Raw genomic sequence first — 24,374 nt, forward strand, 5'->3', positions numbered from 1 at the left:
CTTCGAGTGTGCAGCGATGGCGGGATTCCTAACGCGAGGCTGCCTTGGGCGCACACCCGACGCCCGGGGCGCACACCCGACGCCCTGGGCGCACACCCGTAGCGACCATAAGCAAAGACGCCGCCTCCGGAATCCGGAGACGGCGTCTTTTGCGCTCAGCTGGGAGCTTTACCCGTGCCCATTGGAGTGCCCGTTGGAGCCGTTAGAGGAGCCGTTAGAGCCCTCCTGGTGCTCCCGCAGGGCGGTCAGGGCGCGTACCTCAGAGGCGTGGCTCGCCTCGCGCAGTGCCGCGTCCTCCGAAGCCGGGTCGGCGCGCAGGAAGCTACCGCTGCCCGGTGAGCCGGCCGAGCCCAGCTTGTTCATCTTCTTGGGCAGTGCCGCGCCCTGGTACTCCAGCGGCAGCGGGTGGCCGTGGTCGTCGACCGGTCCCAGCGGCTGGTGCAGCTCGATGTAGGCACCGTGCGGCAGCCGCTTGATGATGCCGGTCTCGATGCCGTGCTCGAGCACCGAACGGTCACTGCGCTGCAGCCCCACGGCCCACCGGTAGGCGATGAAGTAGACCAGCGGCGGCAGGATCACCATGCCGATACGCCCGATCCATGTCGTCGCGTTCAGCGAGATGTGGAACTTGAACGCGATGATGTCGTTCATCGCGCACAGCGTCAGCACCATGTAGAACGTGATCGCCATCGAGCCGATCGCGGTGCGCACCGGAGCGTCCCGCGGCCGCACCAGCAGGTTGTGGTGCGCGTAGTCCTTGGTGAACCGCTTCTCCAGGAACGGGTAGACGACCAGCAGGCCGAACACCAGCCCCATGATGATCGCGACCCACACGACGGCCGGAATGGTGTGGTGCCAGAAGTAGAACTCCCATGGCGGCCAGATACGGGCCAGGCCCTCCGTCCACATCATGTAGAAGTCCGGCTGCGAGCCCGCCGACACCTGAGATGGCTTGTAGGGACCCAGGTTCCAGATCGGGTTGATCTGCAGCAGCCCGCCCATCAGGCCCAGCACACCGACGATGCAGGCGAAGAACGCGCCGGACTTGACCGCGAACGTCGGCATGACGCGCACGCCGACCACGTTGTGCTCGGTGCGGCCCGGGCCGGGGAACTGGGTGTGCTTCTGGAACCACACCAGCGCCATGTGTGCGCCGATCAGGGCCAGGATGATGCCCGGAATCAACAGGATGTGCAGGGCGTAGAGGCGGGGGATGAGGATCGTGCCGGGGAAGTCGCCGCCGAACAGCGCCCAGTGCAGCCAGGTACCGATGATCGGCATGCCGAGCGTGATCGACGACAGTGCCGCGCGCAGTCCGATACCGGAGAGCAGGTCGTCAGGCAGCGAGTAGCCGAAGTAGCCCTCGAACATCGACAGGATCAGCAGCAGCGACCCGATCACCCAGTTGGCCTCACGCGGCCGGCGGAACGCGCCGGTGAAGAAGATGCGGGCCAGGTGCACCATGATCGAGGCCGAGAACATCAACGCCGCCCAGTGGTGGATCTGCCGGACGAACAGGCCACCGCGGACTTCGAAGGAGATGTTCAGTGCCGTCTCGTAGGCCCGCGACATCTCGACGCCGCGCAGCGGCTGATAGACGCCGTTGTAGGTGACCTCGGCCATCGACGGGTCGAAGAACAACGTCAGGTACACGCCGGTGATCAGCAGCACGATGAAGCTGTACAGCGCGATCTCACCCAACAGGAACGACCAGTGCGTGGGGAACACCTTGTTGAGCTGACGACGCACCGCCGCTGACGGGTGGTAGCGGGAGTCGATGTCATTGCCCTGGCGCGCCAGGACATCGCCGATCTTCGGGGGACTCAATTTTGGACTCATGTTGTTGTGCGCTCCCAGAATGCCGGTCCCACGGGTTCGATGAAGTCACCGTTGGCGACGAAATACCCGTCGGAGTCGATTGTGATGGGCAGCTGCGCCAACGCACGGGCCGCCGGGCCGAAGATCGGCTTGGCGAAGTGCAGTGCGTCGAACTGCGACTGGTGACACGGGCACAGAATCCGGTAGGACTGCTGCTCGTAAAGCGATGCGGGGCAACCCAAGTGCGAGCACACCTTGGTGTAGGCGAAGAACTCGCCGAAGTTGAAGCTCTCCTGGCCCTGACGCTTGACCACGCGGTCCACGTCGCCGGGCTTGATCCGGATGAGCATCACGGGGTTGCGCACACCCAGCGAGATCGCCGACAACTTCTCGTGCGACTCGACGGTGGTCCCGTCGCCGTCGGACTCGCGCCAGGGGAAGACGGTCTCCATCCCGCCGGCGTCCATGTCCTCGGGGCGCATCTTGGTGTACGGAGGCCCGTCGTGGGCCCCGGTCGCGCGCGCCAAGTAGATCGTCTCGCCCTTGAAGCGCGGGGTCCAACCCGAGGTCCACAGCACCGCCTTCATACCCTCAGCGGTGGGAACGACCGGCTTCCACGGGTTCTTTATCAGGCCGCCGGCAAACGCGACCAGGGTGCCAAGGCCGAACGCGCCCAGGCCGATCCCCAGCGACGCGCCGATCAGCTTGCGGCGACCGACCGTCGATCCCTCGTAGGCGTCGGCCAAGTTGGCCACCACCGTCTTGCGGTCGATCTCCCGGGAGGCGCCGTCGTGGCGGTCCTGAATCGTGATCTCTTCGGGGATAAAGCGTTTCTGCAGCAGCACTGCGCCGATGGCGATCGACAGGATCGACATTCCGAAGGTGAAGCCGTACAGCGGGGTGGCCAGCGAGTACAGGAAGTTGCCCGAGCTGCCGTTCGGCTTGTACTCCCACGGCCAGAACAGGAAGACCAGCAACAGGGCCAGCCCGAAGAAGCCGCCCAGCAAAAGCCAGGTGGCGACGCCGCGCGCGGCGCGCTTCTCGGCCTTGGTGCCCTCGACGGGCCAGCGCGGCTCCTTGTAGACGATCTGGACGCCGTCCATCTCGCTGCCGAGCGCGAGCAGTTCCTCGCGGGACATGCCCGCCAGCGCCGCGTCGTCGGGCTCGGTCCGGCCCGCGTGCGTGGTGGTGTCGGTGTCGGAACCGGTCTTCGCGGTTTGTGTCACTTCAGACTCGTCGCTCATGCGCGCGCCCCAATCCACAGTGCCAGCCCGATCGCCGAGACCATGCCGATGATCCACATCGCCATGCCCTCAGGTGCGGGTCCGAATCCACCCAGTCCGTAGCCGCCCGGGGAGCGTTCCTCGGCGGCGGTCCGAACGTAGGCGATGATGTCTTTCTTCGACTCGAAGGACAGCTGGCGGTCGGCGAACTTCGGCATGTTCTGCGGGCCGGTCAGCATCGCGGTCAGGATCTGCTGCTCGTTGGCCTCGCCCAGGTCGGGCGCGTACTTGCCGGACGACAGGGCCCCGCCCTTACCGGTGAAGTTGTGGCAGGAAGCGCAGTTGAGCCGGAACAGGTCGCCGCCGCGCCCCAGGTCTGAGCCGCGCAGCGACTGCATCGCCAGGCTGCCGTCGGGGTTGCGTACGACGGTGGGGCCGCCACCGTTGGACTGCACGAAGGCACCGATCGCGTCGATCTGAGCCTCGTCGAAGATCGGCTCCTTGCGCGGTGCCTGAGCCTCGCCGCGCATGGCGGGCATCCGGCCGGTCGACACCTGGAAGTAGACGGCCGCCTCGCCGACGCCGATCAGGCTGGGCCCGTGGTCGGGCACGCCCTGCAGGTTGGCGCCGTGGCAGGACACGCATGACGTGTCGAAGAGCTGCTTGCCGGTCCGCAGCAACGCCGAGCCCGACTCGTCGGCGACCGCAACCTGCGGCGTCGGCGTCAGTACGGCCGCCAGCCCACCGGCGATGGTGAGCGCGATCAGCAGCAAGAGTCCGCCGGACAACCGACGGTGCAGACGCCGCCGGGACCGGTCGCTCTTACCGGCACCGAATCGGGTGAACCCCATTTTCTTCAACCGAGCACTCCTGTTCATTGGTGTATTCGGAGCCGCGGGCTCATCGGATGAAATAGATCACGGCGAACAACGCAATCCACACGATGTCGACGAAGTGCCAGTAGTACGAGACGACGATGCTCGCGGTGGCCTGGGCCGGAGTGAACTTGCTCATCGTGGTGCGCACCAGCAGGAAGATGAACGCGATCAGACCGCCGGTCACGTGCAGGCCGTGGAACCCGGTGGCCAGATAGAACACGCTGCCGTAGGCGCTGCCGGGAATGGTCGTCCCGTGCGTCACCAGGTGCACGTACTCGTATGCCTGGCCGCAGATGAAGAACAGCCCCATCAGGAAGGTGATCACGTACCAGCGGCGCAGGCCGAAAACGTCGCCGCGCTCGGCTGCGAACACGCCCATCTGGCAGGTGAACGACGACGCGATCAGCACCAGCGTCACCGGCACCGCCTGATACAGATTCAGCTCGGTCGGCGGCGGAGGCCAGTTCCCGCCGGCCTGCGCTCGCGCCGTGAAGTAGAACGCGAACAGGCCAGCAAAGAACATTAGCTCGCTGGAAAGCCACACTATGGTGCCAACACTGACCATGTTGGGGCGGTTCAGCGAATGGACTCGCGACGTAATCGCAGTACCCGAGGTCCCTACAGCACTCGTCACATCCGCAAGTATGACGCTTTGTAGTTGTCGAAGACTACCCGGGTCACAAATTTCTGAGATTTCGTGTCGCGTGGGGTCTTCGGCGCTTCCGGGCGCGTGGTTGGGAGCAGGGGAGATTCTCGTGGGACCATCGGCGACGTGGCTGCGTCGTCTGAGGATTGTTCGCCCGCCGCGCCGTCCTGGCCGCGGGTGCTGGGGCGGCTGACGGACCGGCAGAACTTGCTGCGGGGTCAGGCTGCCTGGGCGATGGACCAGATCATGACCGGCGCGGCGCAACCGGCCCAGATCGCGGCGTTCGCGGTGGCGATGAAGATGAAGGGGCCGACGTCCGACGAAGTCAGCGAACTGGCCGGCGTGATGCTCGACCATGCCCGTGCGATGCCGGCCGGCGCCATCCCCGACGACGCGGTCGACATCGTCGGAACCGGTGGCGACGGGGTGAACACGGTGAATCTGTCCACCATGGCTTCCATCGTGGTGGCGGCCGCCGGCGTGCCGGTGGTCAAACATGGCAACCGGGCGGCGTCCTCGTTGTCCGGCGGTGCGGACACCCTCGAGGCGCTCGGGGTGCGCATCGACCTGGGACCCGAGGAGGTCGCGCGCAGCCTCGCCGAGGTGGGGATCGGGTTTTGCTTCGCGCCACAGTTTCATCCGTCCTACCGCCACGCGTCGGTGGTGCGCCGTGAGATCGGGGTGCCCACGGTGTTCAATCTGCTTGGGCCGCTGACGAATCCGGCCAGGCCGCGAGCTGGACTGATCGGTTGCGCGTTCGCCGACCTGGCTGAGGTGATGGCCGGGGTGTTTGCTGCACGCCGGTCCAGCGTGCTGGTGGTGCATGGCGACGACGGACTCGACGAGCTCACCACCACCACGACGAGCACCATCTGGCGGGTGCAGGCGGGCACCGTGGACAAGCTGAAGTTCGACCCCGCCGGATTCGGGTTCGCGCGCGCTGAGCTCGACGAGCTGCGCGGCGGTGACGCCGCGGCCAACGCCGCTGAGGTGCACGCGGTGCTGGCCGGCACTCAGGGGCCGGTGCGCGACGCGGTCGTGCTCAACGCCGCAGGGGCACTCGTCGCACACGCCGGGCTATCCAGCCGCGCTGAATGGTTGCCGGCGTGGGAGGACGGGCTGCGGCGGGCCGCCGCCGCGATCGACAGCGGCGCGGCCGAACACCTGCTCGCGCGATGGGTGCGGTTCAGCCAGCAGGTCTGACTGCTTTTCGGCCTGACGGCCGGCCAGCCGCGCGGACCTTGCGGTGGCCGCCCACTCCGCCCACGCGCCCGCCGCGCCCAGCGGCGACGCCCAGCCCGTGTCGCCGGCGCTCACCCGCACGATGCGCACCCCGGGTGCGGCCAGCCAGCGCGCGATGAGCGCCGTTTCCTCGACCAGTGCACCACCCAGCGGGGCCTGCGCCGGCAGGACCGTCTGGGCACCGGCCTGCAGCGCCTCCACCACCGGCATCGGGGGCACGGCGCGCCGGGCGCCGCCCGCGGCCGAGAGCCGGCCGTGCCGGATGACCGCGAACTGGTAGCCGCCCTCTCCGTCGGGTGCCGCGGCGATCAGCTCGGGCAGCGCGCTCAGGGCCCGCAGGCGCTGCCCCCGCCACAACGCCTCGACCGCGGTGGCGACGTGGTCGCGCAGCCGGGCCGCGCTCTCGTAGAGGTGCCGCGCGGCCAGGGCCGCGACCTCGTCGACGGCGGCGCCCAGCGGTGAGTTGTCCGACCCGTCGATCAACGCCTGGGCACGCCGCGTCGCGTCGCCGTACTGCGCGGCCGTCACGTCGCGCGGCGCGGGGCAGGGTGCCAGCTCCACCTCGGGGCAGACCGGACCGTGCAGCGCCGACCGGGCCAGCCGTCTGGTGCACGTCCGTACACCGGTGAAGCGGGCCAGCAGTGCCGCGGTGTCCGCTGCGTCGGTACGCGACCGGAACGGGCCGATGGCGCGTTCGTGGCGTGGATTTCGGATCACCGAGAACCGGGGGAACGCCTCGTCGGTCAGCACCACCCACCACCAGCGGTGCGGGAACTTCGAGCGGCGGTTGTAGGGCGGGGCGTGCGCGGCCAGCAGTCGTAACTCGCGCACGCCGGCTTCCAGCGCGTGCGCGCACTCGACGTGGTCCACGCCGGTCGCGAGGCCCACCATTTCCTTCATCCGGCCACGTGGGTCGCTGCCGTTGAAGTACTGGCTCACCCGGCGGCGCAGGTCCACCGCGGTGCCCACGTAGAGGACTTCACCCGCCGGCCCGCGGAACAGGTAAACGCCCGGCCGGCGCGGTAGCCCGTCGGCCAGGACACGCTTGCGGCGCTGAGCGGGTGTGACGTCGGGCAGATACGAGCGCAGGTCGGCGTAGGTGTGGATGCCCTGGTTGCCGACCCGCTCGATGAGCGCGTGCAAGACGTCGACGGTGGCGCGGGCATCGTCGAGAGCGCGGTGTGTGGGCTGGGTCGCCACGGCGAAGATGCGTGCCAGCTCGGCCAGCCGCACGCTGGGAGCTTCTTCGCGACTCAGCACCCGGCGAGCCAGCCGGACCGTGCACAACACCCGGGGTCGCGGCCACTGTATGCGGCACCGCTCGGCGGCGGCGCGCAGGAAGCCGATATCGAAGCCGGCGTTGTGGGCCACCAGCACCGAGTCGCCGGCGAACTCGAGAAACATCGGCAGGACGACCTCGATGGTCGGGGCGTCGCAGACCATCGCCGTGGTGATCCCGGTCAGGCGGACGATCTGCGGGGGGATGCTGCGTTGCGGGTCCACCAGGGTCGCGAACTCACCGAGGACCGCGCCACCACACACCTTGACCGCACCGATCTCGGTGATCGCGTCCGGGGTCACGCCTTCCCGGCCCTTGGCGCGGCCGCCGGTGGTTTCGAGGTCGACGACGACGAAAGTGGTCTCGCGTAGCTGCGTTTCGTCGGGGGCGCGCAGGTCGTCCAGCCCGGCGAAGCTGAGTTGAGTCCCGCCGGTCGCACCCATGGCGGTGACGTTAGGCATCCGCACTGACACCCATCGGTTCCCACGCCGGGAGCTGTTGTCGGTGCCCGGCGTTACCGTGCGGTGCAGTTCGACTTAAGAGTTGAAGCGCTAGGGAGAGGACCCAGCCAGATGGCACACAGCAGCGGAACCGAAAGGGCCGGTGGCGCGGCGGCCAGGCCGGGGGAGCCGGTGGTGATTGACTGCGACGATTGCGCGGTCCGCGGCCCCGGGTGCCGCGAGTGCGTGGTGAGCGTTCTGCTCGGGGTGCCTGAAACCCTTTCGTACGACGAACAAGTCGCGTTGGAGACGCTGGCCGAGGCCGGGCTGGCGCCGCGGCTGCGCCTGGTGCCGATCGGGCGCGAGCGCGCTGTGTCGCCTAAGGGAGTGGCCTGACGGGTCGTGTATGGTCGGCCACAGCCAGAAACCCTGTCTCACATAGAAATGACATAAATCTTCCTAATTTCTTAACTCCCCCCTTTGGACAAACGTCGATATCGTTTCGTAACCTGTTTGAGACCTAAACCAGCTCGGCGCATTTACGTCGATGGCAGTTTAAGGAAGCAAATCTTGAGGCTCGACTGTAGGCATTCGATCGCGCGCGTGTTCAAGCGGTTCGCCATCGGTTCGTTCGCGAGCTTCGTTGTGTTTTCGGGTATTACAGCGGCCGGCGCGTTCGCCGATCCTGCCGATGACGCACTGGCGAAACTCAACGAGCTTTCCCGGCAGGCCGAGCAGACCACCGAGGCGATGCACAGCGCTCAGCTGGACCTGAACGAGAAGCTGGCGGCCCAGCAGGCGGCCGAGCGGAAGCTGACCGACGACCAGGCCAAGCTGGAAGCCGCGAGAGCTCGCCTGGCCAACTTCCAGGGCGCGGTCAACAAAGTCGCCGCCGCGACGTACATGGGCGGTCGCACCGACGGCTTGGACGCCATCCTGACCGCCGCGTCGCCGCAGTCCCTGATCGACGGGCTGACGATCCAGCGGGTGATGGCGGGACAGATGTCCTCCCAGATGGCCAGCTTCAAGGCCGCCGGCGAGGAGGCCGTCAAGGCCGAGCAGGCTTCCGCCAAGTCTGCCGCCGACGCCAAGGCCGCCGCCGAGCAGGCCGCGGCTGTACGGGCGAACCTGCAGCACAAGCAGAGTCAGCTGCAGGTACAGATCGCCGTCGTCAAGTCGCAATATCAAGCACTGACCCCGGACCAGCGCACCGCGCTGGCCAATCCCGGGCCGGCGCCCGACCGGGTACCGGACCGTGGCCCCGGTGCTCCCGATGCGCTGCCGCCCGGCGCGCCGGTGCCGCCGGAAGGCGTCCCCGGTGAGATGCCGGCGCCCGGCGGTGCGTCCAACGTGCCCTTCACGGGTGGCGGTGGCAGCGGCGACCGTGCGGTCGTCGTGCAGGCCGCATTGACCCAGATCGGAAGTCCCTACGTCTGGGGCGGTGCCGCTCCCGGCGGATTCGACTGCTCCGGGCTGGTGATGTGGGCGTTCCAGCAGGCCGGCATCTCGCTGCCGCACTCCAGCCAGGCGCTGGCCCACGGCGGTCAGCCGGTGTCGCTGGGTGACCTGCAGCCCGGCGACGTGTTGACGTTCTACTCCGACGCATCACACGCCGGCATCTATGTCGGTGACGGCATGATGGTCCACTCGTCCACCTACGGCCAGCCGGTTCGGGTGGTCCCGATGGACTCCTCGGGCCCCATCTACGACGCCCGGCGCTACTGACGGCTCCGCCCACGCGGCGTCGGCTCCACATTCTGCTGGCGTGTGTCTTCACCGCTGAGCTGATCGCCGCAGTGCTGTTGCCGCCGCACGAGGCTCCCGCAGCGTCCGCGCCGACGATTGCCCGCGCCGACCCGGCACCGAGGACGTCGCTGATCGGTGGTCGCACGGTGCGACTGGTCAACCAGGGCGGTCCGGGCGCCGATCAGCTGCTGACACGGATAGCCGCCGATCTCGGTAATGCCATCGATGCGGTGGTGGGGTTCTGGGGGCCGGACTGGACGCGTGACATCGTGGTGGTGGCCGCCGGGTCGGATCAGCAGTTTGAGCAGTCCGCGGGTGGTGGGCCGGCCTCGCAATGGGCGGATATCGCGGCCGTGACGGTAGCCGAACGGGTCGACCCAGTGGCCCGGACGATGGTCGACGCCCGGATCGTGCTGGCTCCCGGTGCGGCGGACATGACGGAGGGCGCACTACGAATAGTGCTGAGCCATGAGCTCTTTCACTATGCGGCCCGAGTCGACACCGCGCTGGACGCGCCGCGCTGGCTCACCGAAGGAGTGGCCGACTTCGTCGCCCGGCCGCCGACGGCGCTGCCCACCGGTGCGGCCTCGTCCGCTGCGGCGCTACCGACGGACGACGATCTCGACAACCCTGGGCCGCAACGCTCGCTGGCCTATGACCGGGCGTGGTGGTTCACCCGGTTCGTCGCCGACACCTACGGGCCGGGGAAGCTGCGCGAACTCTACGTGGACGCATGTGGGGTCGGGCACTCTGACCTGGCCACCGCCGTCGATCAGGCGCTGGGAATCGACGTCGCCGGTCTGCTGCCGCGCTGGCAGCAGTGGATGGCCGGACACGCGTGACCCCACTTCACCGCGAGCGTGCGTGTCTGTACAACGACACGCCGTGGCGACTGGCATTCGGCGCACCCTCGTGGCCGCCCGCTGGTTCGATTGAGCGGCCTCCTCAACGCGCCGCTCCCGCGGCGCGCGTCGTCGCCCGCTGGTTCGATTGAGCGGCCTCCTCAACGCGCCGCTCCCGCGGCGCGCGTCGTCGCCCGCTAACCTCACCCTGTGAGCCGGGTCCTGCTGGTAACCAACGACTTTCCCCCGCGGCGCGGAGGGATCCAGTCCTATCTGGGAGAGTTCGTCAACCGACTCGTCGACTCCAATTCGCACAGCGTCACCGTCTACGCGCCAAAGTGGAAGGGCGCCGAGGCTTTTGACGAAGCAGCCGAGTCGGCGGGCTATCGGGTGGTGCGCCATCCGACCACGCTGATGCTGCCCGTGCCCACCGTCGACGCCCGGATGCGCCGGCTGATCGAAGAGAACCACATCGACACCGTGTGGTTCGGCGCGGCCGCCCCGCTGGCATTACTTGCACCGCGCGCCCGGCAGGCCGGCGCCAAGCGGGTGCTGGCCAGCACCCACGGCCACGAGGTCGGCTGGTCGATGCTGCCGGTCGCTCGATCGGTGCTGCGAAGCATCGGCGACCATACCGACGTCGTGACCTTCGTCAGCCGCTACACCCGGTCCAGATTCGCGCCGGCGTTCGGGCCCAAAGCCGCACTGGAATACCTCCCGCCCGGCGTAGACAGCGACCGCTTCCATCCGGACCCCGCCGCGCGCGCCGAACTGCGTCGACGCTATCGGCTGGGCGAGCGGCCCACCGTGGTGTGCCTATCGCGGTTGGTGCCCCGCAAAGGCCAGGACATGCTGATCCGAGCCCTGCCCGCGATCCGGCGACGGGTCGAGGGCGCCGCGCTCGTCATCGTCGGCGGTGGCCCTTACCTCGAGACCTTGCGCAAGCTGACGCGCGACTGCGAGGTCGAGGACCATGTCACCTTCACCGGCGGCGTACCCGGCGATGAGCTGCCCGCCCACCACGCGATGGCCGACGTGTTCGCGATGCCCTGCCGCACCCGCGGCGCGGGCATGGACGTCGAAGGTCTCGGCATCGTCTTCCTGGAGGCATCGGCCACCGGCATACCGGTGGTGGCCGGCGACTCCGGAGGAGCCCCGGAAGCTGTGCAGCACAACAAGACTGGGCTAGTGGTCGACGGCAACTCGGTGGAAGAGATCGGCGAGGCAGTCACCGAGGTGCTGATTGATCGCGACCGGGCTGCCGCGATGGGCGCCGCCGGCCGCGAATGGGTGCGAACGCAGTGGCGCTGGGACCTCCTGGCCGCGCGGCTCGCGGGCCTGCTGGACGGCGAGGCCTGAGCCGCCGGCTGTCAGTCCTTCGAGTAGATCGCCTCGATGTCGGAGGCGAACTTCTCAGCCACCACGTTGCGCTTGACCTTCATCGTCGGCGTCAGCTCACCGGTGTCCTCGGTGAAGTCGACCGGCAGGATGCGGAACTTCCGGATCGACTCGGCGTGAGACACCTGCTGGTTGGCTTCCTTGACTGCCGTGTCCACCTCAGCCAGCAGGTCCGGATCCGTGGCCAGATCACCAACCGTCGCAGCGGAGGCCTTGTGGTGGTGCTGCTTCCAGCCCTCGATGGCTTCGGGGTCGATGGTGATCAGCGCGCCGATGAATGGCTTGGCGTCCCCGACGACCATCGCCTGACTGATCAGCGGGTGAGCCCGCAGTTGATCCTCCAGCACCGCGGGTGCCACGTTCTTGCCGCCCGCTGTGACGATGAGCTCCTTCTTCCGGCCGGTGATGCTGACGAACCCGTCTTCGTCGACGGCGCCGAGATCGCCGGTGCGGAACCAGCCGTCGGTGAAGGCCTCCGCGGTGGCCTGCTCGTTGCGCCAGTAGCCGGTGAACACCACCCCGCCGCGTACCAGCAGTTCCTTGTCCTCGGCGATACGCAGGCTGTTGCCTGGCACCAGCTTGCCCACAGTGCCGATCTTGAGGCCGTTGATCTGGTTCACGGTGATAGCCGCACTGGTCTCGGTGAGTCCGTACCCCTCGTAGATGGTCACTCCGACACCGCGGTAGAAGTGCCCCAGCCGCGCGCCCAGCGGCGCCCCGCCGGATACCGCGGCGTGGCACTCACCGCCCAGCGCTGCGCGCAGCTTCCCGTAGACCAGCCGGTCGAACAGCGCGTGCTTGGCCCGCAGTACCAGCCCTGGCTTACCGTCGTCCTGCGCGCGGCTCCAATCGACCGCCGTCTGGGCGGCCGCCTTAAAAATAGGGCCTTTGCCGTCATTGGCAGCATTCTGCTCGGCGGTGTTGTACACCTTCTCGAACACTCGCGGAACCGACACCACCACAGTCGGTTTGAACTCGGCCAGCAGCGGCAGCAGGTTTTTGATGTCACTGGTGAATCCCACGGTCACTTTGCTGGTGAAGGCCGCCAGGGTGAGCGCCCGGGCCAGGACGTGGGCCAGCGGCAAGAAGACCAGCAATCGCTGACCCTCGCACAAAAGCGTGGGCAGGCACTCACTGGTGCCGCGGATCTCGTGCAGCAGATTCGAATGGGTGAGTTGGCAGCCTTTCGGTCGTCCCGTGGTGCCAGAGGTGTAGATGAGGGTCGCGGGCGCGTCGGCGCCAAGCCCCTGCTGCCGCGCGGTCAATTCGGCCGCATCGACCGAGGCGCCGGCCTCCACCAACTGATCCAGCGCTTTCGGGCCGGAGCCGTTGATATGCAGCACCCGGCGCAGGGCGGGCAGTTCGCCGGTGAGTTCGGTGACGATCGCGGCGTGTGCATCGGTCTCGGCGAACGCCAGCACCGCTTCGGAGTCCTGCAGGACCCAGCGAACCTGCTCGGCCGACGATGTCTCGTAGATCGGCACGGTCACCGCGCCTACCGACAAAATCGCCAGATCCAAGATCGCCCACTCGTAGCAGGTGGCCGAGAAGATCGAGACCCGGTCGCCGGCCTGAACCCCTAACGAGATCAAACCCAGCGCGGCCGAACGAATTTGGTCAGCGGCTTCGGCGCAGGTGACGTCCGTCCAGACCCCGTCGACCCGCCGTCGGTAGATCACATAGTCGGGGTCGTTCCGCTCGTGCTCGTACACCACGGCCGCGACGTTGTCGTGGTCGTAGACGGAAAAGCGGGCGGGGACACTGTACGAACGCACTCTCTATACCTCGCTTGACCTAGGGGTGCTCTCCGGATGCCGGCGGCTTGCTGTCACCCAGCCTATCGGGCACATTCGCGCAGCATAGCCACGGCCGGTGGACGTCGGGCGCGATTGCGGGCGTGGCCGAGGGCTGCACCGATCCCGCTCGCGCGGGTATGTGAAGCTGAGGCGATGAACAGCATCCAGATCGCCGACGAAACCTACATCGCCGCCGCTGGCGCACTGGTCGGGGCCGCTATCGCAGATCGCTCGAAGTGGCGCCGGTGGTGGCCGGACCTGCACCTGCAGGTCACCGAGGACCGTGCCGAGAAGGGCATCCGGTGGGCGGTGAGCGGCCCGGTGACCGGCACCATGGAGGTCTGGCTGGAACCGTCGATGGACGGGGTGATCTTGCACTACTTCCTGCACGCGGAACCGACCGGCGTCCCGGCGTCCGAGCTGGCCAGGCTGAACCTGGCCAAAATGACGCACCGTCGTCGCGTGGCGGGCAAGAATATGGCGTTCGAGGTGAAAACGACCCTGGAACGGTCGCGTCCCGTGGGGAGTTCTCCGGTAGTTTAACCGGGTCAAGACTGGCATCAAGACAGGCGAGAGAGAGTACCGTTTCTGCCGGGAGACTTGGGGCACTCCCGCAGTTGACCGGGGTTGACCGGGGTTGACCGGGAAAGGGAAGCAGCCAAGTGGCGGACAAGACGAACCAGACGATCTACATCGACGCAGACCCGGCCGAGGTGATGAAGGCGATCGCCGACATCGAGTCCTACCCGGACTGGATCAACGAATATAAGAAAGTCGAAGTCCTGGAGGCCACCGACGACGGCTACCCCAAAAAGGCGCGGATGCTGATGGACGCGGGGATCTTCAAGGACACCCTGATCATGAACTACGAGTGGCCCGCCGACCGTGAGTCGCTGAGTTGGACGCTGGAATCCAGCTCCCTGCTCAAGTCCCTGGAAGGCTCGTACCTCCTGGCTCCCAAGGGGTCCGGCACCGATGTGACCTACGAGCTGGCGGTAGACCTGGCCGTTCCGATGATCGGCATGCTCAAGCGCAAGGCCGAACGCCGGCTGATCGACGGCGCCTTGAAGGATCTGAAGAAACGAGTCGAGGGCTGAGTGATTCCGTTCCGCCTACCCCGGCGCGGATCAGCCTCTTTGTCGGCAAGGGCGGGGTAGGGAAGTCCACTCTGGCGTCCGCGACCGCGGTCGGCGATGCCAGCGCCGGGCGGCGCGTGCTGGTGGTCTCCACCGACCAGGCCCACTCTTTGGGCGACGTCCTGGGCATCCCGGTCCCGCCTACCGGTCACGGCGAACCCGTCCGGGTGCACGCCGACGACTCGGAGGCCGGCGGCGGCTTTCTCGACGCCCTGGCCCTGGACACCCTGGCCCTGCTCGAGGACCGCTGGCGCGAGGTAGTAGCTGCCCTCGATGCGCGGTTCCCCGAGTCGGAGCTCAGTCGCATTGCGCCCGAGGAACTTTCGGCGTTGCCAGGGATACAGGAAGTCCTCGGACTGCACGCCGTCGGCGAGCTTGCGATGTCGGGCCGGTGGGATCGCATCATCGTCGACTGCGCCTCGACGGCTGACGCATTGCGGATGTTGACGCTGCCGGCCACATTCGGCCTGTACGTCGAACGGGCCTGGCCGCGACACCGGCGGCTGAGTATCGGCGTGGAGGACCCGCGCTCGGCCGCGGTGGTGCAACTGCTGGAACGCACCAGCGCCGGCGTTGACCGGCTGAGCTCGCTGCTGACCGACGGCGACCTGGTCAGCGCGCACCTGGTGCTCACACCGGAGCGGGTGGTCGCCGCAGAGGCCGCCCGCACCCTGGGGTCGTTGGCGCTGATGGGAGTGCGGGTCGAGGAGCTGCTGGTCAACCAGGTTCTGGTGCGCGACGAGACCTACGAATACAGCAGCCTGCCGGACCATCCCGCGTTCTACTGGTACGCCGAACGTATTGCCGAGCAACGCGCGGTGCTCGAAGAACTCGACGCCACGATCGGCGACGTCGCATTGGTGCTGGTGCCGCACCAGGCGGGAGAGCCGATCGGCCCCAAGGCCCTGGGCGGGTTGCTCGACAGCGCCCGGCGGCGGCGCGGTGCCGCCCCGCCCGGGCCGCTGCACCCGGTCGTCGACCTGGAATCCGGGACGGGTCTGGAGTCCGTGTACCGGATGCGGCTGTCGTTGCCGCAACTCGACGCCGGATCGCTGGCACTGGGCAGATCCGACGACGACCTGATCGTCAGCGCCGGCGGTGTGCGGCGCCGCGTTCGGCTAGCCTCTGTGCTGCGCCGTTGTACGGTGCTTGACGCGCATCTGCGGGGCAGTGAGTTGACTGTTCGTTTCCAACCCGATCCGGAGGTATGGCCGAAGTGAGTACGGGTCATATCGAGATCGGTCCCGAGCTGCGCAGGCTCGCGCAGGCGATCCTGGACGGCATCGACCCGGCGGTGCGGGCGGCGGCCACCATGGCCTCCGGCGGCACGCCCGGTAAGTGCCAGCAGGTGTGGTGCCCGGTGTGCGCGCTGGCCGCGGCGGTCAGCGGCGAGCAGCACCCGTTGGTGACGGTCATCGCCGATCACAGCGTCGCCCTCCTGGAAGTGATTCAAGCCATCGTCGACGACATCGATCGATCAGCGACGCCTACGGCGGACGCGGACCAGGACGACAACGCCGAACCGCCCGCCCCGCGCACCAACGGCAAGGCCGCTGCCAAGACGGGTTATCAGTCCATTCCCGTGACGGTCCAGGAGTGAGCCGGCGCCGGGGCAGCCTGCGCGAGGTGGTCGGACTCAGCGCGGGTGGGTACAGTTGGCGCAGTCACCAACGGGTGTGGGCGAGAGGGAGGGCCAATGTGGTACTACCTGTTTAAGTACGTCCTCCTCGGTCCGTTGCTGTCTTTGATCGGCCGTCCCAAAGTTGAAGGGCTAGAGCACATTCCCAGTTCTGGCCCGGCGATTCTGGCCAGCAACCACCTGGCGGTGATGGACAGCTTCTTCCTGCCGCTGGTGGTGCGTCGCCGGATCACCTTCCTCGCCAAGGCCGAGTACTTCACCGGTACCGGCATCAAGGGCAGGTTCAACAGGTGGTTCTATACCGCCGTCGGTCAGGTGCCGATCGACCGCACCGATGCCGAAGCCGCTCAGGCCGCTCTGACGACCGCGGAGCGGTTGCTGGGCCAGGGCAAATTGCTGGGCATGTATCCCGAGGGCACCCGCTCGCCGGACGGGCGGCTCTACAAGGGCAAGACCGGCCTGGCGCGGCTCGCCTTGCAGACGGGTGTCCCGGTGATCCCGGTGGCGATGATCGGCACCGATGTGGTGAACCCGCCCGGCACGACCCGGCTGCGGTTCGGCCGCGTCACCGTCCGCTTCGGCAAGCCGATGGACTTCTCCCGCTTCGACGGCCTGGCCGGAAACCACTTCATCGAGCGTGCGGTCATCGACGAGGTGATGTACGAGCTGATGGGCCTGTCCGGTCAGGAATACGTCGATATCTACGCCGCCACGGTCAAGGACGGCAGCGCCGAAGACGGTGACACCAAGGATTCCAACGGGGAATCGTCAGTCCCGGCGCGGATTCCGGAGACCGCGGTCGGTTGAAGCGCCGCCGCGTCAGGCGGCCGCGACCGGCGTGCGCTCGCGGGGGGTCAGGCGCGTCGGCGCGATCGCGGCGGTGACCGTGAGGCCGGCCACGACGATGACGGCCAGCGCCCACCAGACGTACGACATCCCGACTAGCTGGCGCCACCAGTTCGCCATCGTCTCGTGATGCTTGGGCAGCAGGTCAATCGGCGACCAGTGCATCAGCGCCAGCCCCGCGACGGTGACCACGCCCAGCGCAACGTTGCGGCGACGCCAGGCCAGAATCCCGGTCACCAGCACCGCGGGCAGCATCCACACCCAGTGATGCGACCACGACACCGGGGAAACCACCAGGCCGAACAGCGCCACGCAGATTACCGCCAGCGTCGGCTCACCGGCCTTGAGCACTCGGCGCATCGCCCAGACGGTCGCGGCCAGCACCAGCAGGCAGCCGAGCACCCAGAACGGAAAACGTTCGTGTTGATCGAGCCCCAACCGGGCGAGCGAGCCCGCGATGTTCTGGTCGGTGTTCAGGGCCGCCTCACCGATGCGGTCGGTGTGGGGCAGCGTTTCGGTCCAGTACTCGCAGGAGTCTCGCCAGGCGAGCACGAAACCCAGCACGGTCGCGCCCGCGAACGACGCCAGCGACGTCAGCGCGGCCCGGTTGTCCCGGCGCAGCAGGAAATACAGCAGGAACACCGCCGGGGTCAGCTTGAGCGCAATCCCCAAGCCCAGCAGCAGACCGCGCGGCCAGGGCGTGCGGCGCGGGAAACAGTCGGCGATCACCAGCGTCATCAGGATGGCGTTGATCTGGCCGAAGGCGAAGTTCGAGGCGATGGGTTCCAGCCAGATCGACGCCGGAGCGACGATCACGACGGCCAACCATCCGCGGCGCAGCCAGGCCGGACCGGGCAGCGTCGACTCGGCCCACACGTCGAGGCGGCTCAGCACGAGCGTCGTCGAGACCAACAGGACCACCAGTGTCAGCGCGGTGATCACGACGCTGGCGACGGGCATCCCCATCCAGGCGAACGGGCTGAATGCGATGGCGGCCAGCGGGGGATAGGTGAACGGCAGATCCACGATAGGTGTGTGGAACATCACGTTGCCGGTGTAGAGCGGGCGCCCGTCCAGCCAGGCCCGGCCGCCCATTTGATAGACGTCGATGTCGATGCGGTACGGAATGTGGCCGAACAGCTGCCAGCACGTGTAAGTCAGCGCCAAGGCGGCAAGCAGCCAGAGCAGGCACCATAGCGCAACCCGCCCGAGTTGACTGCCCACCCCGGGCGACCGCCATTTACTCATGTCAGGGAACAGCCTAATCGTTATTTCGGCTTGTCTTGCCCGCGCAGCGCGGCTTGCGGGTGTCGCGTGCCACTGCGGCGTAGGTTTTTGAGGTGCACCACTGGCTGCAGCACGACATCATCGACCGCGGCCGGTTGCCGCTGTTGTGTTGCCTGGTCGCCTTCATCCTGACGTTCTTCGTCACCCGGTCCTGTGTGCGCTTCATCCGGCACCGGACAGATCGGGACCGGCCGGCGCGGTGGTGGCAGCCACGCAATATCCACGTCGGGACGGTGCACATTCACCATGTCGCGTTCGGGGTGGTGCTGGTGATGCTGTCCGGGCTCACCCTGGTGACCCTGGCGGTCAACGGGCAGGAGCCCCAACTCACCCTGGCGGCAGTACTTTTCGGAATCGGCGCGGCGCTGGTGCTGGACGAGTACGCGCTGATCCTGCACCTCTCCGACGTGTACTGGGAGGAAGACGGCCGCAGCTCGGTGGATGCGGTGTTCGCCGCGGTCGCGGTGGCCGGGCTGTTGATGCTCGGCCTGCACCCACTGATGTTCGTGCTGCCGATCCGCTACGACGGTGACTGGCTGACGCTGCAGAGCACGCTGGCCTCCGCGCTGGTCGTCACCCTGCCGCTGGCGGTGATCGTGCTGCTCAAGGGCAAGGTGTGGACCGGTTTGCTGGGCATGTTCATCGTGGTGCTGCTGATCATCGGGGCGGTCCGGTTGTCCCGACCGCACGCGCCGTGGGCGCGGTGGCGTTACACCGCCCGGCCGGCGAAGATGCGGCGCGCGCTGGCGCGCGAACGCCGATGGCGGCGCCCGGTGGTGCAGGCCAAGCTGTGGCTGCAGGGCGCGATCGCCGGAACTCCGCGGCTGCCCGACGAGCGCACCGTCGATGCGCAACTGGACCTCGAGGTGCACCCCGCGCCGCCGCCGGACACCGGCCCCATTTTGATCGGCCAGTGAGCGCGAGCAGACACAAAAGCCCCGTGGAGCGGACGCTCCCGGGGGCTTTTGTGTCTGCTCGCGCAACTGAGGCGAACTAAGCTGCGGCGGTGCGGTACTTCTACGACACCGAATTCATCGAGGACGGCCGCACCATTGAGCTGATCTCGATAGGCGTGGTCGCCGAAGACGGCCGGGAGTATTACGCCGTGTCCTCCGAATTCGACCCCGGACGAGCCGGCAACTGGGTGCGATCTCACGTGCTGCCGAAGCTGCCGTCGCCGTCGTCGCAGCTGTGGCGTTCGCGGCGGCGGATCCGCGCCGACCTGGAGCAGTTCCTGGGCGTCAACGGCTCAGAACCCATCGAACTGTGGGCCTGGCTCGGTGCCTACGACCACGTCGTGCTGTGCCAGCTGTGGGGCACGATGCCCAATCTGCCCAGGGCGATCCCCCGATTCACCCGGGAGTTGCGCCAGCTGTGGGAGGACCGCGGATCTCCGCGCCTGCCGCCCAGGTCGCCCGATGCACACGACGCGCTGGTCGACGCCCGGGATCAGCTGCGCCGCTTTCAGATAATCGCCTCGGCAGACGAAGTGGCCCAGCGCCGTTCGCCCTGATCAGCCGCGAACGGCCACAGTTACCATGGACCGATGAACTGGACCGTCGACATTCCGATCGACCAGCTGCCGCCGTTGCCGCCGCTGCCTGCCGATCTGCGGGCGCAGCTGGACGCCGCGCTGGCCAAGCCGGCCGCCCAGCAGCCGAGCTGGGACGCCGACCAGGCGGCGGCGATGCGCAAGGTGCTGGAAAGCGTGCCACCGGTGACGGTGCCGTCCGAGATCGTCCGGCTGCAGGAACAGCTTGCGCAGGTGGCCAGGGGCGAGGCGTTTCTGCTGCAGGGCGGCGACTGTGCGGAGACGTTCACCGACAACACCGAGCCGCACATCCGCGGCAATATCCGCACCTTGTTGCAGATGGCCGTGGTGCTCACCTACGGCGCCAGCATGCCGGTGGTCAAGGTGGCCCGCATCGCCGGGCAGTACGCCAAGCCGCGTTCGGCCGACATCGACGCGCTGGGCCTGAAGTCGTACCGCGGCGACATGATCAACGGCTTCGCCGCCGACGCCGCGGTGCGGGCACACGACCCGTCGCGGCTGGTGCGGGCATACGCCAATGCCAGCGCCGCGATGAACCTGGTGCGGGCGCTGACCTCGTCCGGCTTCTCCTCGCTGCACCTGGCGCACGACTGGAACCGCGAGTTCGTGCGCACTTCGCCGGCCGGCGCCCGGTACGAGGCGCTGGCCTCGGAGATCGACCGTGCGCTGCGCTTCATGAGCGCCTGCGGGGTGGCCGACCGCAACCTGCAGACCGCCGAGATCTACGCCAGCCACGAAGCCCTGGTGCTGGACTACGAGCGCTCGATGCTACGGCTGTCCGACGTGGAGGACGGCGAGCCGCAGCTGTACGACCTCTCGGCGCACACCGTCTGGATCGGCGAGCGGACCCGCCAGCTCGACGGCGCCCACATGGCGTTCGCCGAGGTGATCGCGAACCCGATCGGCGTCAAGATCGGTCCGACCATGACCCCCGAGCTCGCCGTCGAATACGTCGAGCGCCTGGACCCGCACAACAAGCCGGGCCGGCTGACCCTGGTCAGCAGGCTGGGCAACAACAAGGTGCGCGACGTGCTGCCGCCGATCATCGAGAAGGTTCAAGCCGCGGGCCACCAGGTGATCTGGCAGTGCGACCCCATGCACGGCAACACCCACGAGTCGTCGACGGGCTACAAGACCCGGCACTTCGACCGGATCGTGGACGAGGTGCAGGGCTTCTTCGAGGTGCACCGCGCGCTGGGCACCCACCCGGGCGGGATTCACGTCGAGATCACCGGCGAGAACGTCACCGAATGCCTTGGTGGGGCACAGGACATCTCGGACACCGACCTGTCGGGGCGTTACGAGACGGCGTGCGATCCGCGGTTGAACACCCAGCAGTCGCTGGAGCTGGCTTTCCTGGTCGCGGAGATGCTGCGCGACTAGAGCAGCGTGCTGAGGTGGACGCCGACCGTCCAGGCCGCGGTGGCGACCATCCCGGTCAGGGTCAGCACCACGGCCACCCAGATCAGCACCATGCGGCGGCGGTGTTGGCGCGCCCAGACGAACTCGTCCATCGATATCCCGGCGAATTCGCCGGAGTCGGCGACGTATTCCTCTTCGTCGTCCAGCTCGTCGAAGGCGTCCGGTTGCGCCGCAGGCGCGGGTGCGGACTCGCCGGGTTCGCGGGTGAACTGTCGGGTCGGGTTGGGAGCCGGGGACGGGGCAGGACGCTCGGTCATGCGGCTGTGCTCGAGTGCCCGGTGCTGAGCTGAGTTGCGCGGCGCCGGAACCCGGAAGTCCGGCAATCCCAGCTCCTCGACGATCGACGCCAGATCAGCGGCCATCTCGATCGCGTCGGCGTACCTCTGCGACGGGTCACGGGCCGTGGCGCATGCCACGAACTCGTCGAACTGTGTTGGCACACCGTCGATTACGGCACTCGGTGGCGGCACATCGTTATCCAGTCGCTGATAGGCGACCGACAACGCGGTGTCGCCGCTGAACGGTGTCTGTCCGGTCAGCATTTCGTAGGTGAGGATCCCGGCGGAGTAGACATCGCCGCGGGGACCGGCGTTGCCGTCGCGCACCTGCTCGGGCGACAGATACGCCGCGGTGCCCAGAATGACGCTGCTGGACGTGATTCCGGCCGCAGCGACGGCACGGACCAGTCCGAAGTCGGCGATTTTGACCTCACCGTCGTCGGAGATCAGCACGTTCTCCGGCTTCACGTCGCGATGGACCAGCCCGGCCCGGTGCGCGGCGGCCAGCCCGCCCAAGACCGGGCGCAGCACCGCGGCGACCGCGTGGGGCGGCATCGGACCCCGCTCGGTCAGCAGCTCGCGCAGGGTGCCGCCCTCCACCAGCTCCATCACCAGAAACGGGTGCCTGCCGTCCTGTCCCTGGTCGTAAACCGCGACCAGGCCCGGATTCTTCAGCCGGGCGACGGTGCGCGCCTCAAGTTGAAAACGGTGCAGGAACTGCTGATCACCGGAGTAGCGGGAATCCATCACCTTCAGGGCGACGGGACGGTCCAGCCGCGTATCCACGCCCCGGTAGACGGTTGAGGTGCCACCGCTGCCGATCTTGGCCTGCACCAGATATCGGCCATCCAGCAAGGTGTTCTCCAACGGGTCCCCTCCAACCACTGGGCCATCGTAGGTGGGCGACGCAATTCGATCCCGGAACGCGCACACTTGGCCGCCCGGCAAGTTCTAGACTGACGTCGTGGGCAGCATCCCGGCCGGCGACGATGTTCTGGATCCTGACGAACCAACCTACGACCTGTCCCGGGTCGCCGAACTGCTCGGCATCTCGGTGAGCAAGGTTCTACAGCAGCTGCGGGAAGGCCACCTGGTGGCGGTGCGACGCGACGGTGGCGTAGTGGTGCCGCAGGTGTTCTTCACCAGCACCGGCCAGGTGGTCAAGAGCCTGCCCGGCCTGCTGACGATCCTGCACGACGGCGGGTATCACGAGACCGAGATCGTGCGCTGGCTGTTCACGCCGGACCCGTCGCTGACCGTGACCCGCGACGGCTCGCGTGACGCGCTGAACAACGCCCGCCCGGTCGACGCGCTGCATGCCCACCAGGCCCGCGAGGTGGTACGGCGCGCCCAGGCTATGGCGTACTGACCCCCGGTGTACTGATCGCCGCCCCGTCCTCGTCCTGGCCCTCGGCCGGCTCCGGCTCGCGGTACAGCGAATACCAGGCCAGGACCGCGAAGGCGGTCGCGAGCCCGACATGCAGCCAGGAATACATGCCGTGGGACCCGTCGGGCTTGAAGATCACCATGATCCACGTCGAAAATCCCGCGATCGCCGCCATCGCCCGGCGGGACTGGGCCAGCGGGGCCAGCACCGCCAGCGGCCACGAGTAGTACCACGGCAGCGCGGCGGGCACGAACAGCACGACGACCAGCATCACCCCGAAGATGCCGAGCAGGGCGTCCCGGTCGTCCCGGCGGAAGCGCCACCACAACACCGGTAGCGACACGAGGATGACCAGGATTCCGATCAGCCGGGTGATTCGCAGCAAGGTGTAGAAATCCACCGCGAACAAACCGCTGGTGAAAGCGTGGATCAGGTTGGCCGCCGCGGTGGGGATGGTCAGCCAGTTGATGATTTTCACCGAGCCGGCCAGCGCGGTCAACCAGCCGAGCCCGACGCCGGCCACCAGCGACAGCACCGCGAACCCGACGACGCAGATCACCGACGACGCCAGCACGGCGGCCAGGAACGCGCGGACGGTCCGCCAGCCGCGATCCTCGCGCAGATGACGCATCCACACCCAGCACAGGAACGGCAGCGCCAGCCCCGCGGTCGCTTTGACCGCGATCGCGATGGTGAGCAGCGTGATCCCCGCGACGTGGTGACGTTGCAGAGTCAGCGCGATGCCGGCGGCCATCAGGCCGACCATCAGCATCTCGTTGTGCACCCCGCCCATCAGGTGAATGAGCACCAGCGGGTTGAGTACGCAGATCCACAGTGCCTTGGCGCCGTCGGTCCCCAGGTGGTGTGCCAGTCGGGGAGCGGCCCAAATCAGCAGCGCCAGGCCGGGCAGCATGCACAAGCGCAGCAACATCGTGCCGGCGACCACGTTGTTGCCGACGATCATCGTGACCAGCTTGGCGATCAGGATGAAGGCCGGACCATAGGGAGCGGTGGTGATCGTCCAGATGGGAGAGACGTCGTCGAGCAGCGAGTTGGGGTTACCGACCGGGCCTACCGCGTATGGGTCCAGGCCGTCGCGCAACAACGCGCCCTGCGCGAGATACGAATAGGTGTCGCGACTGAACACCGGCACCGACAAGAGCAGAGGCGCCAGCCAGAACGCGGTGGTGGCCCGCATGGTGAATTCGGAGGCCGCGCCGGCCAGGCACTGCCGGCCCAGCCGCAGCCAGGCGATCAGCATCAGACCGACGCCGATCCACAGCAGGATCGAGGACAACACCAGCCCGTGCCCAAAACGCAACCAGGACAGGTGAATCGACTCCAGCAGGGGGTCGTGCTGCCGGGTGCTGCCGGCGCCCAGGCCGCCGGCGGTGATGAGCACCGCCCCGAGGAATCCCAGTCGCGCCGGTGCGCCCTCGGCGGCGGTGGCGAACGTGCGTAACCGGGAAAGACGTTGCCGGTAGCTCTGTTTCGGCGCGGCGGGGGTCGCGTCTGTCAT

Annotated in this window: 22 protein-coding genes and 1 pseudogene; 14 read left to right on the forward strand and 9 right to left on the reverse strand. The window is 67.8% G+C overall.

Annotated features, from left to right (window positions below):
- Positions 1-168: 168 nt before the first annotated feature.
- From ACNQS7_RS32345 to ACNQS7_RS32360, 4 genes are read right to left on the reverse strand one after another with little or no spacing between them, the layout of a single operon-like run.
- Entirely contained in the window at positions 169-1,839 is a 1,671-nt protein-coding gene (locus ACNQS7_RS32345) for a cytochrome b (RefSeq protein ID WP_418015776.1), read from the reverse strand.
- Positions 1,836-3,062: a ubiquinol-cytochrome c reductase iron-sulfur subunit gene (locus ACNQS7_RS32350; RefSeq protein ID WP_418015777.1), complete on the reverse strand. Its 1,227-nt coding sequence runs from the start codon at positions 3,060-3,062 to the stop codon at positions 1,836-1,838. The genes ACNQS7_RS32345 and ACNQS7_RS32350 overlap by 4 nt, the downstream gene beginning before the upstream one ends.
- Positions 3,059-3,901 carry a c-type cytochrome gene (locus ACNQS7_RS32355; RefSeq protein WP_418015778.1) on the reverse strand — a complete coding sequence of 281 codons (843 nt, stop codon included), beginning with the start codon at positions 3,899-3,901 and terminating at the stop codon, positions 3,059-3,061. Before ACNQS7_RS32355 ends, ACNQS7_RS32350 begins: the two co-directional genes overlap by 4 nt.
- A 40-nt stretch (positions 3,902-3,941) precedes the next feature.
- A complete protein-coding gene (locus ACNQS7_RS32360; RefSeq protein ID WP_055578990.1) occupies positions 3,942-4,553 on the reverse strand; it encodes a cytochrome c oxidase subunit 3 in 612 nt (203 codons plus the stop codon).
- A gap of 129 nt (positions 4,554-4,682) precedes the next feature.
- Between ACNQS7_RS32360 and trpD the strand changes: the two genes are divergently transcribed.
- A complete protein-coding gene (gene trpD, locus ACNQS7_RS32365) occupies positions 4,683-5,768 on the forward strand; it encodes an anthranilate phosphoribosyltransferase (protein WP_418016246.1) in 1,086 nt (361 codons plus the stop codon).
- Here the strand turns inward: trpD and ACNQS7_RS32370 are convergent.
- Positions 5,706-7,547: pseudogene (locus ACNQS7_RS32370) on the reverse strand (DEDD exonuclease domain-containing protein); the annotation flags it as partial. The gene trpD and the pseudogene ACNQS7_RS32370 sit on opposite strands and share 63 nt — an antisense overlap.
- 111 nt (positions 7,548-7,658) lie before the next feature.
- Between ACNQS7_RS32370 and ACNQS7_RS32375 the strand changes: the two are divergent.
- The 4 genes from ACNQS7_RS32375 (at position 7,659) to pimB (ending at position 11,473) form a co-directional block, all read left to right on the forward strand.
- Complete coding sequence (locus ACNQS7_RS32375) at positions 7,659-7,922, forward strand: hypothetical protein (protein WP_418015779.1); 264 nt, start codon at positions 7,659-7,661, stop codon at positions 7,920-7,922.
- Positions 7,923-8,096: 174 nt separating this feature from the next.
- Complete coding sequence (gene ripC / locus ACNQS7_RS32380) at positions 8,097-9,251, forward strand: peptidoglycan hydrolase RipC (RefSeq protein ID WP_055578986.1); 1,155 nt, start codon at positions 8,097-8,099, stop codon at positions 9,249-9,251.
- 32 nt (positions 9,252-9,283) lie between these two features.
- Complete coding sequence (locus ACNQS7_RS32385; RefSeq protein WP_418016247.1) at positions 9,284-10,114, forward strand: hypothetical protein; 831 nt, start codon at positions 9,284-9,286, stop codon at positions 10,112-10,114.
- A 210-nt stretch (positions 10,115-10,324) separates the two neighbouring features.
- Positions 10,325-11,473 (forward strand): GDP-mannose-dependent alpha-(1-6)-phosphatidylinositol monomannoside mannosyltransferase, encoded by a 1,149-nt coding sequence (gene pimB, locus ACNQS7_RS32390; RefSeq protein WP_418015780.1) that lies wholly within the window; start codon positions 10,325-10,327, stop codon positions 11,471-11,473.
- 11 nt (positions 11,474-11,484) lie between these two features.
- Here the strand turns inward: pimB and ACNQS7_RS32395 are convergent, their stop codons facing one another.
- On the reverse strand, positions 11,485-13,287 hold the full coding sequence (locus tag ACNQS7_RS32395; protein WP_418015781.1) for an AMP-dependent synthetase/ligase: 1,803 nt from the start codon (positions 13,285-13,287) through the stop codon (positions 11,485-11,487).
- Positions 13,288-13,461: 174 nt separating this feature from the next.
- Here ACNQS7_RS32395 and ACNQS7_RS32400 point away from each other — a divergent pair, with 174 nt between their 5' ends.
- The 5 genes from ACNQS7_RS32400 (at position 13,462) to ACNQS7_RS32420 (ending at position 16,890) form a co-directional block, all read left to right on the forward strand.
- Positions 13,462-13,851, forward strand: a complete 390-nt coding sequence (locus ACNQS7_RS32400) for a polyketide cyclase / dehydrase and lipid transport (RefSeq protein ID WP_418015782.1) — start codon at positions 13,462-13,464, stop codon at positions 13,849-13,851.
- Positions 13,852-13,970: 119 nt separating this feature from the next.
- Positions 13,971-14,405, forward strand: a complete 435-nt coding sequence (locus tag ACNQS7_RS32405) for an SRPBCC family protein (protein ID WP_055578981.1) — start codon at positions 13,971-13,973, stop codon at positions 14,403-14,405.
- Positions 14,402-15,664, forward strand: a complete 1,263-nt coding sequence (locus tag ACNQS7_RS32410; RefSeq protein WP_418016248.1) for an ArsA family ATPase — start codon at positions 14,402-14,404, stop codon at positions 15,662-15,664. The genes ACNQS7_RS32405 and ACNQS7_RS32410 overlap by 4 nt, the downstream gene beginning before the upstream one ends.
- A complete protein-coding gene (locus ACNQS7_RS32415; protein ID WP_418015783.1) occupies positions 15,652-16,044 on the forward strand; it encodes a hypothetical protein in 393 nt (130 codons plus the stop codon). Before ACNQS7_RS32410 ends, ACNQS7_RS32415 begins: the two co-directional genes overlap by 13 nt.
- Positions 16,045-16,140: 96 nt before the next feature.
- The gene (locus tag ACNQS7_RS32420; RefSeq protein WP_418015784.1) at positions 16,141-16,890 is read left to right on the forward strand and encodes a lysophospholipid acyltransferase family protein; all 750 of its coding nucleotides are present in this window, start codon (positions 16,141-16,143) and stop codon (positions 16,888-16,890) included.
- A 12-nt stretch (positions 16,891-16,902) separates the two neighbouring features.
- Here the strand turns inward: ACNQS7_RS32420 and ACNQS7_RS32425 are convergent, their stop codons facing one another.
- A complete protein-coding gene (locus ACNQS7_RS32425) occupies positions 16,903-18,177 on the reverse strand; it encodes a glycosyltransferase 87 family protein (RefSeq protein WP_418015785.1) in 1,275 nt (424 codons plus the stop codon).
- Positions 18,178-18,269: 92 nt separating this feature from the next.
- Between ACNQS7_RS32425 and ACNQS7_RS32430 the strand changes: the two genes are divergently transcribed.
- The 3 genes from ACNQS7_RS32430 to ACNQS7_RS32440 all read left to right on the forward strand — a co-directional run bounded on the left by ACNQS7_RS32430 (position 18,270) and on the right by ACNQS7_RS32440 (position 21,151).
- Positions 18,270-19,133, forward strand: coding sequence for a hypothetical protein (locus ACNQS7_RS32430; RefSeq protein ID WP_418015786.1), 864 nt, complete (start codon positions 18,270-18,272; stop codon positions 19,131-19,133).
- A gap of 89 nt (positions 19,134-19,222) precedes the next feature.
- A complete protein-coding gene (locus ACNQS7_RS32435) occupies positions 19,223-19,729 on the forward strand; it encodes a polyadenylate-specific 3'-exoribonuclease AS (protein WP_418015787.1) in 507 nt (168 codons plus the stop codon).
- 33 nt (positions 19,730-19,762) lie between these two features.
- Positions 19,763-21,151, forward strand: a complete 1,389-nt coding sequence (locus ACNQS7_RS32440; RefSeq protein WP_418015788.1) for a class II 3-deoxy-7-phosphoheptulonate synthase — start codon at positions 19,763-19,765, stop codon at positions 21,149-21,151.
- Here ACNQS7_RS32440 and ACNQS7_RS32445 read toward each other — a convergent pair.
- Positions 21,148-22,353 (reverse strand): protein kinase domain-containing protein, encoded by a 1,206-nt coding sequence (locus ACNQS7_RS32445; RefSeq protein WP_418015789.1) that lies wholly within the window; start codon positions 22,351-22,353, stop codon positions 21,148-21,150. The genes ACNQS7_RS32440 and ACNQS7_RS32445 overlap by 4 nt on opposite strands.
- 79 nt (positions 22,354-22,432) lie before the next feature.
- Between ACNQS7_RS32445 and ACNQS7_RS32450 the strand changes: the two genes are divergently transcribed.
- Complete coding sequence (locus ACNQS7_RS32450) at positions 22,433-22,837, forward strand: Rv2175c family DNA-binding protein (RefSeq protein ID WP_055578975.1); 405 nt, start codon at positions 22,433-22,435, stop codon at positions 22,835-22,837.
- On the opposite strand, the gene ACNQS7_RS32455 is transcribed toward ACNQS7_RS32450, so the two are convergent.
- The gene (locus ACNQS7_RS32455; RefSeq protein ID WP_418015790.1) at positions 22,824-24,374 is read right to left on the reverse strand and encodes an alpha-(1->6)-mannopyranosyltransferase A; all 1,551 of its coding nucleotides are present in this window, start codon (positions 24,372-24,374) and stop codon (positions 22,824-22,826) included. The two genes, ACNQS7_RS32450 and ACNQS7_RS32455, sit on opposite strands and share 14 nt — an antisense overlap.

Source organism: Mycobacterium sp. 23 (assembly GCF_048287075.1).
Classification (GTDB): domain Bacteria; phylum Actinomycetota; class Actinomycetes; order Mycobacteriales; family Mycobacteriaceae; genus Mycobacterium; species Mycobacterium gordonae_B.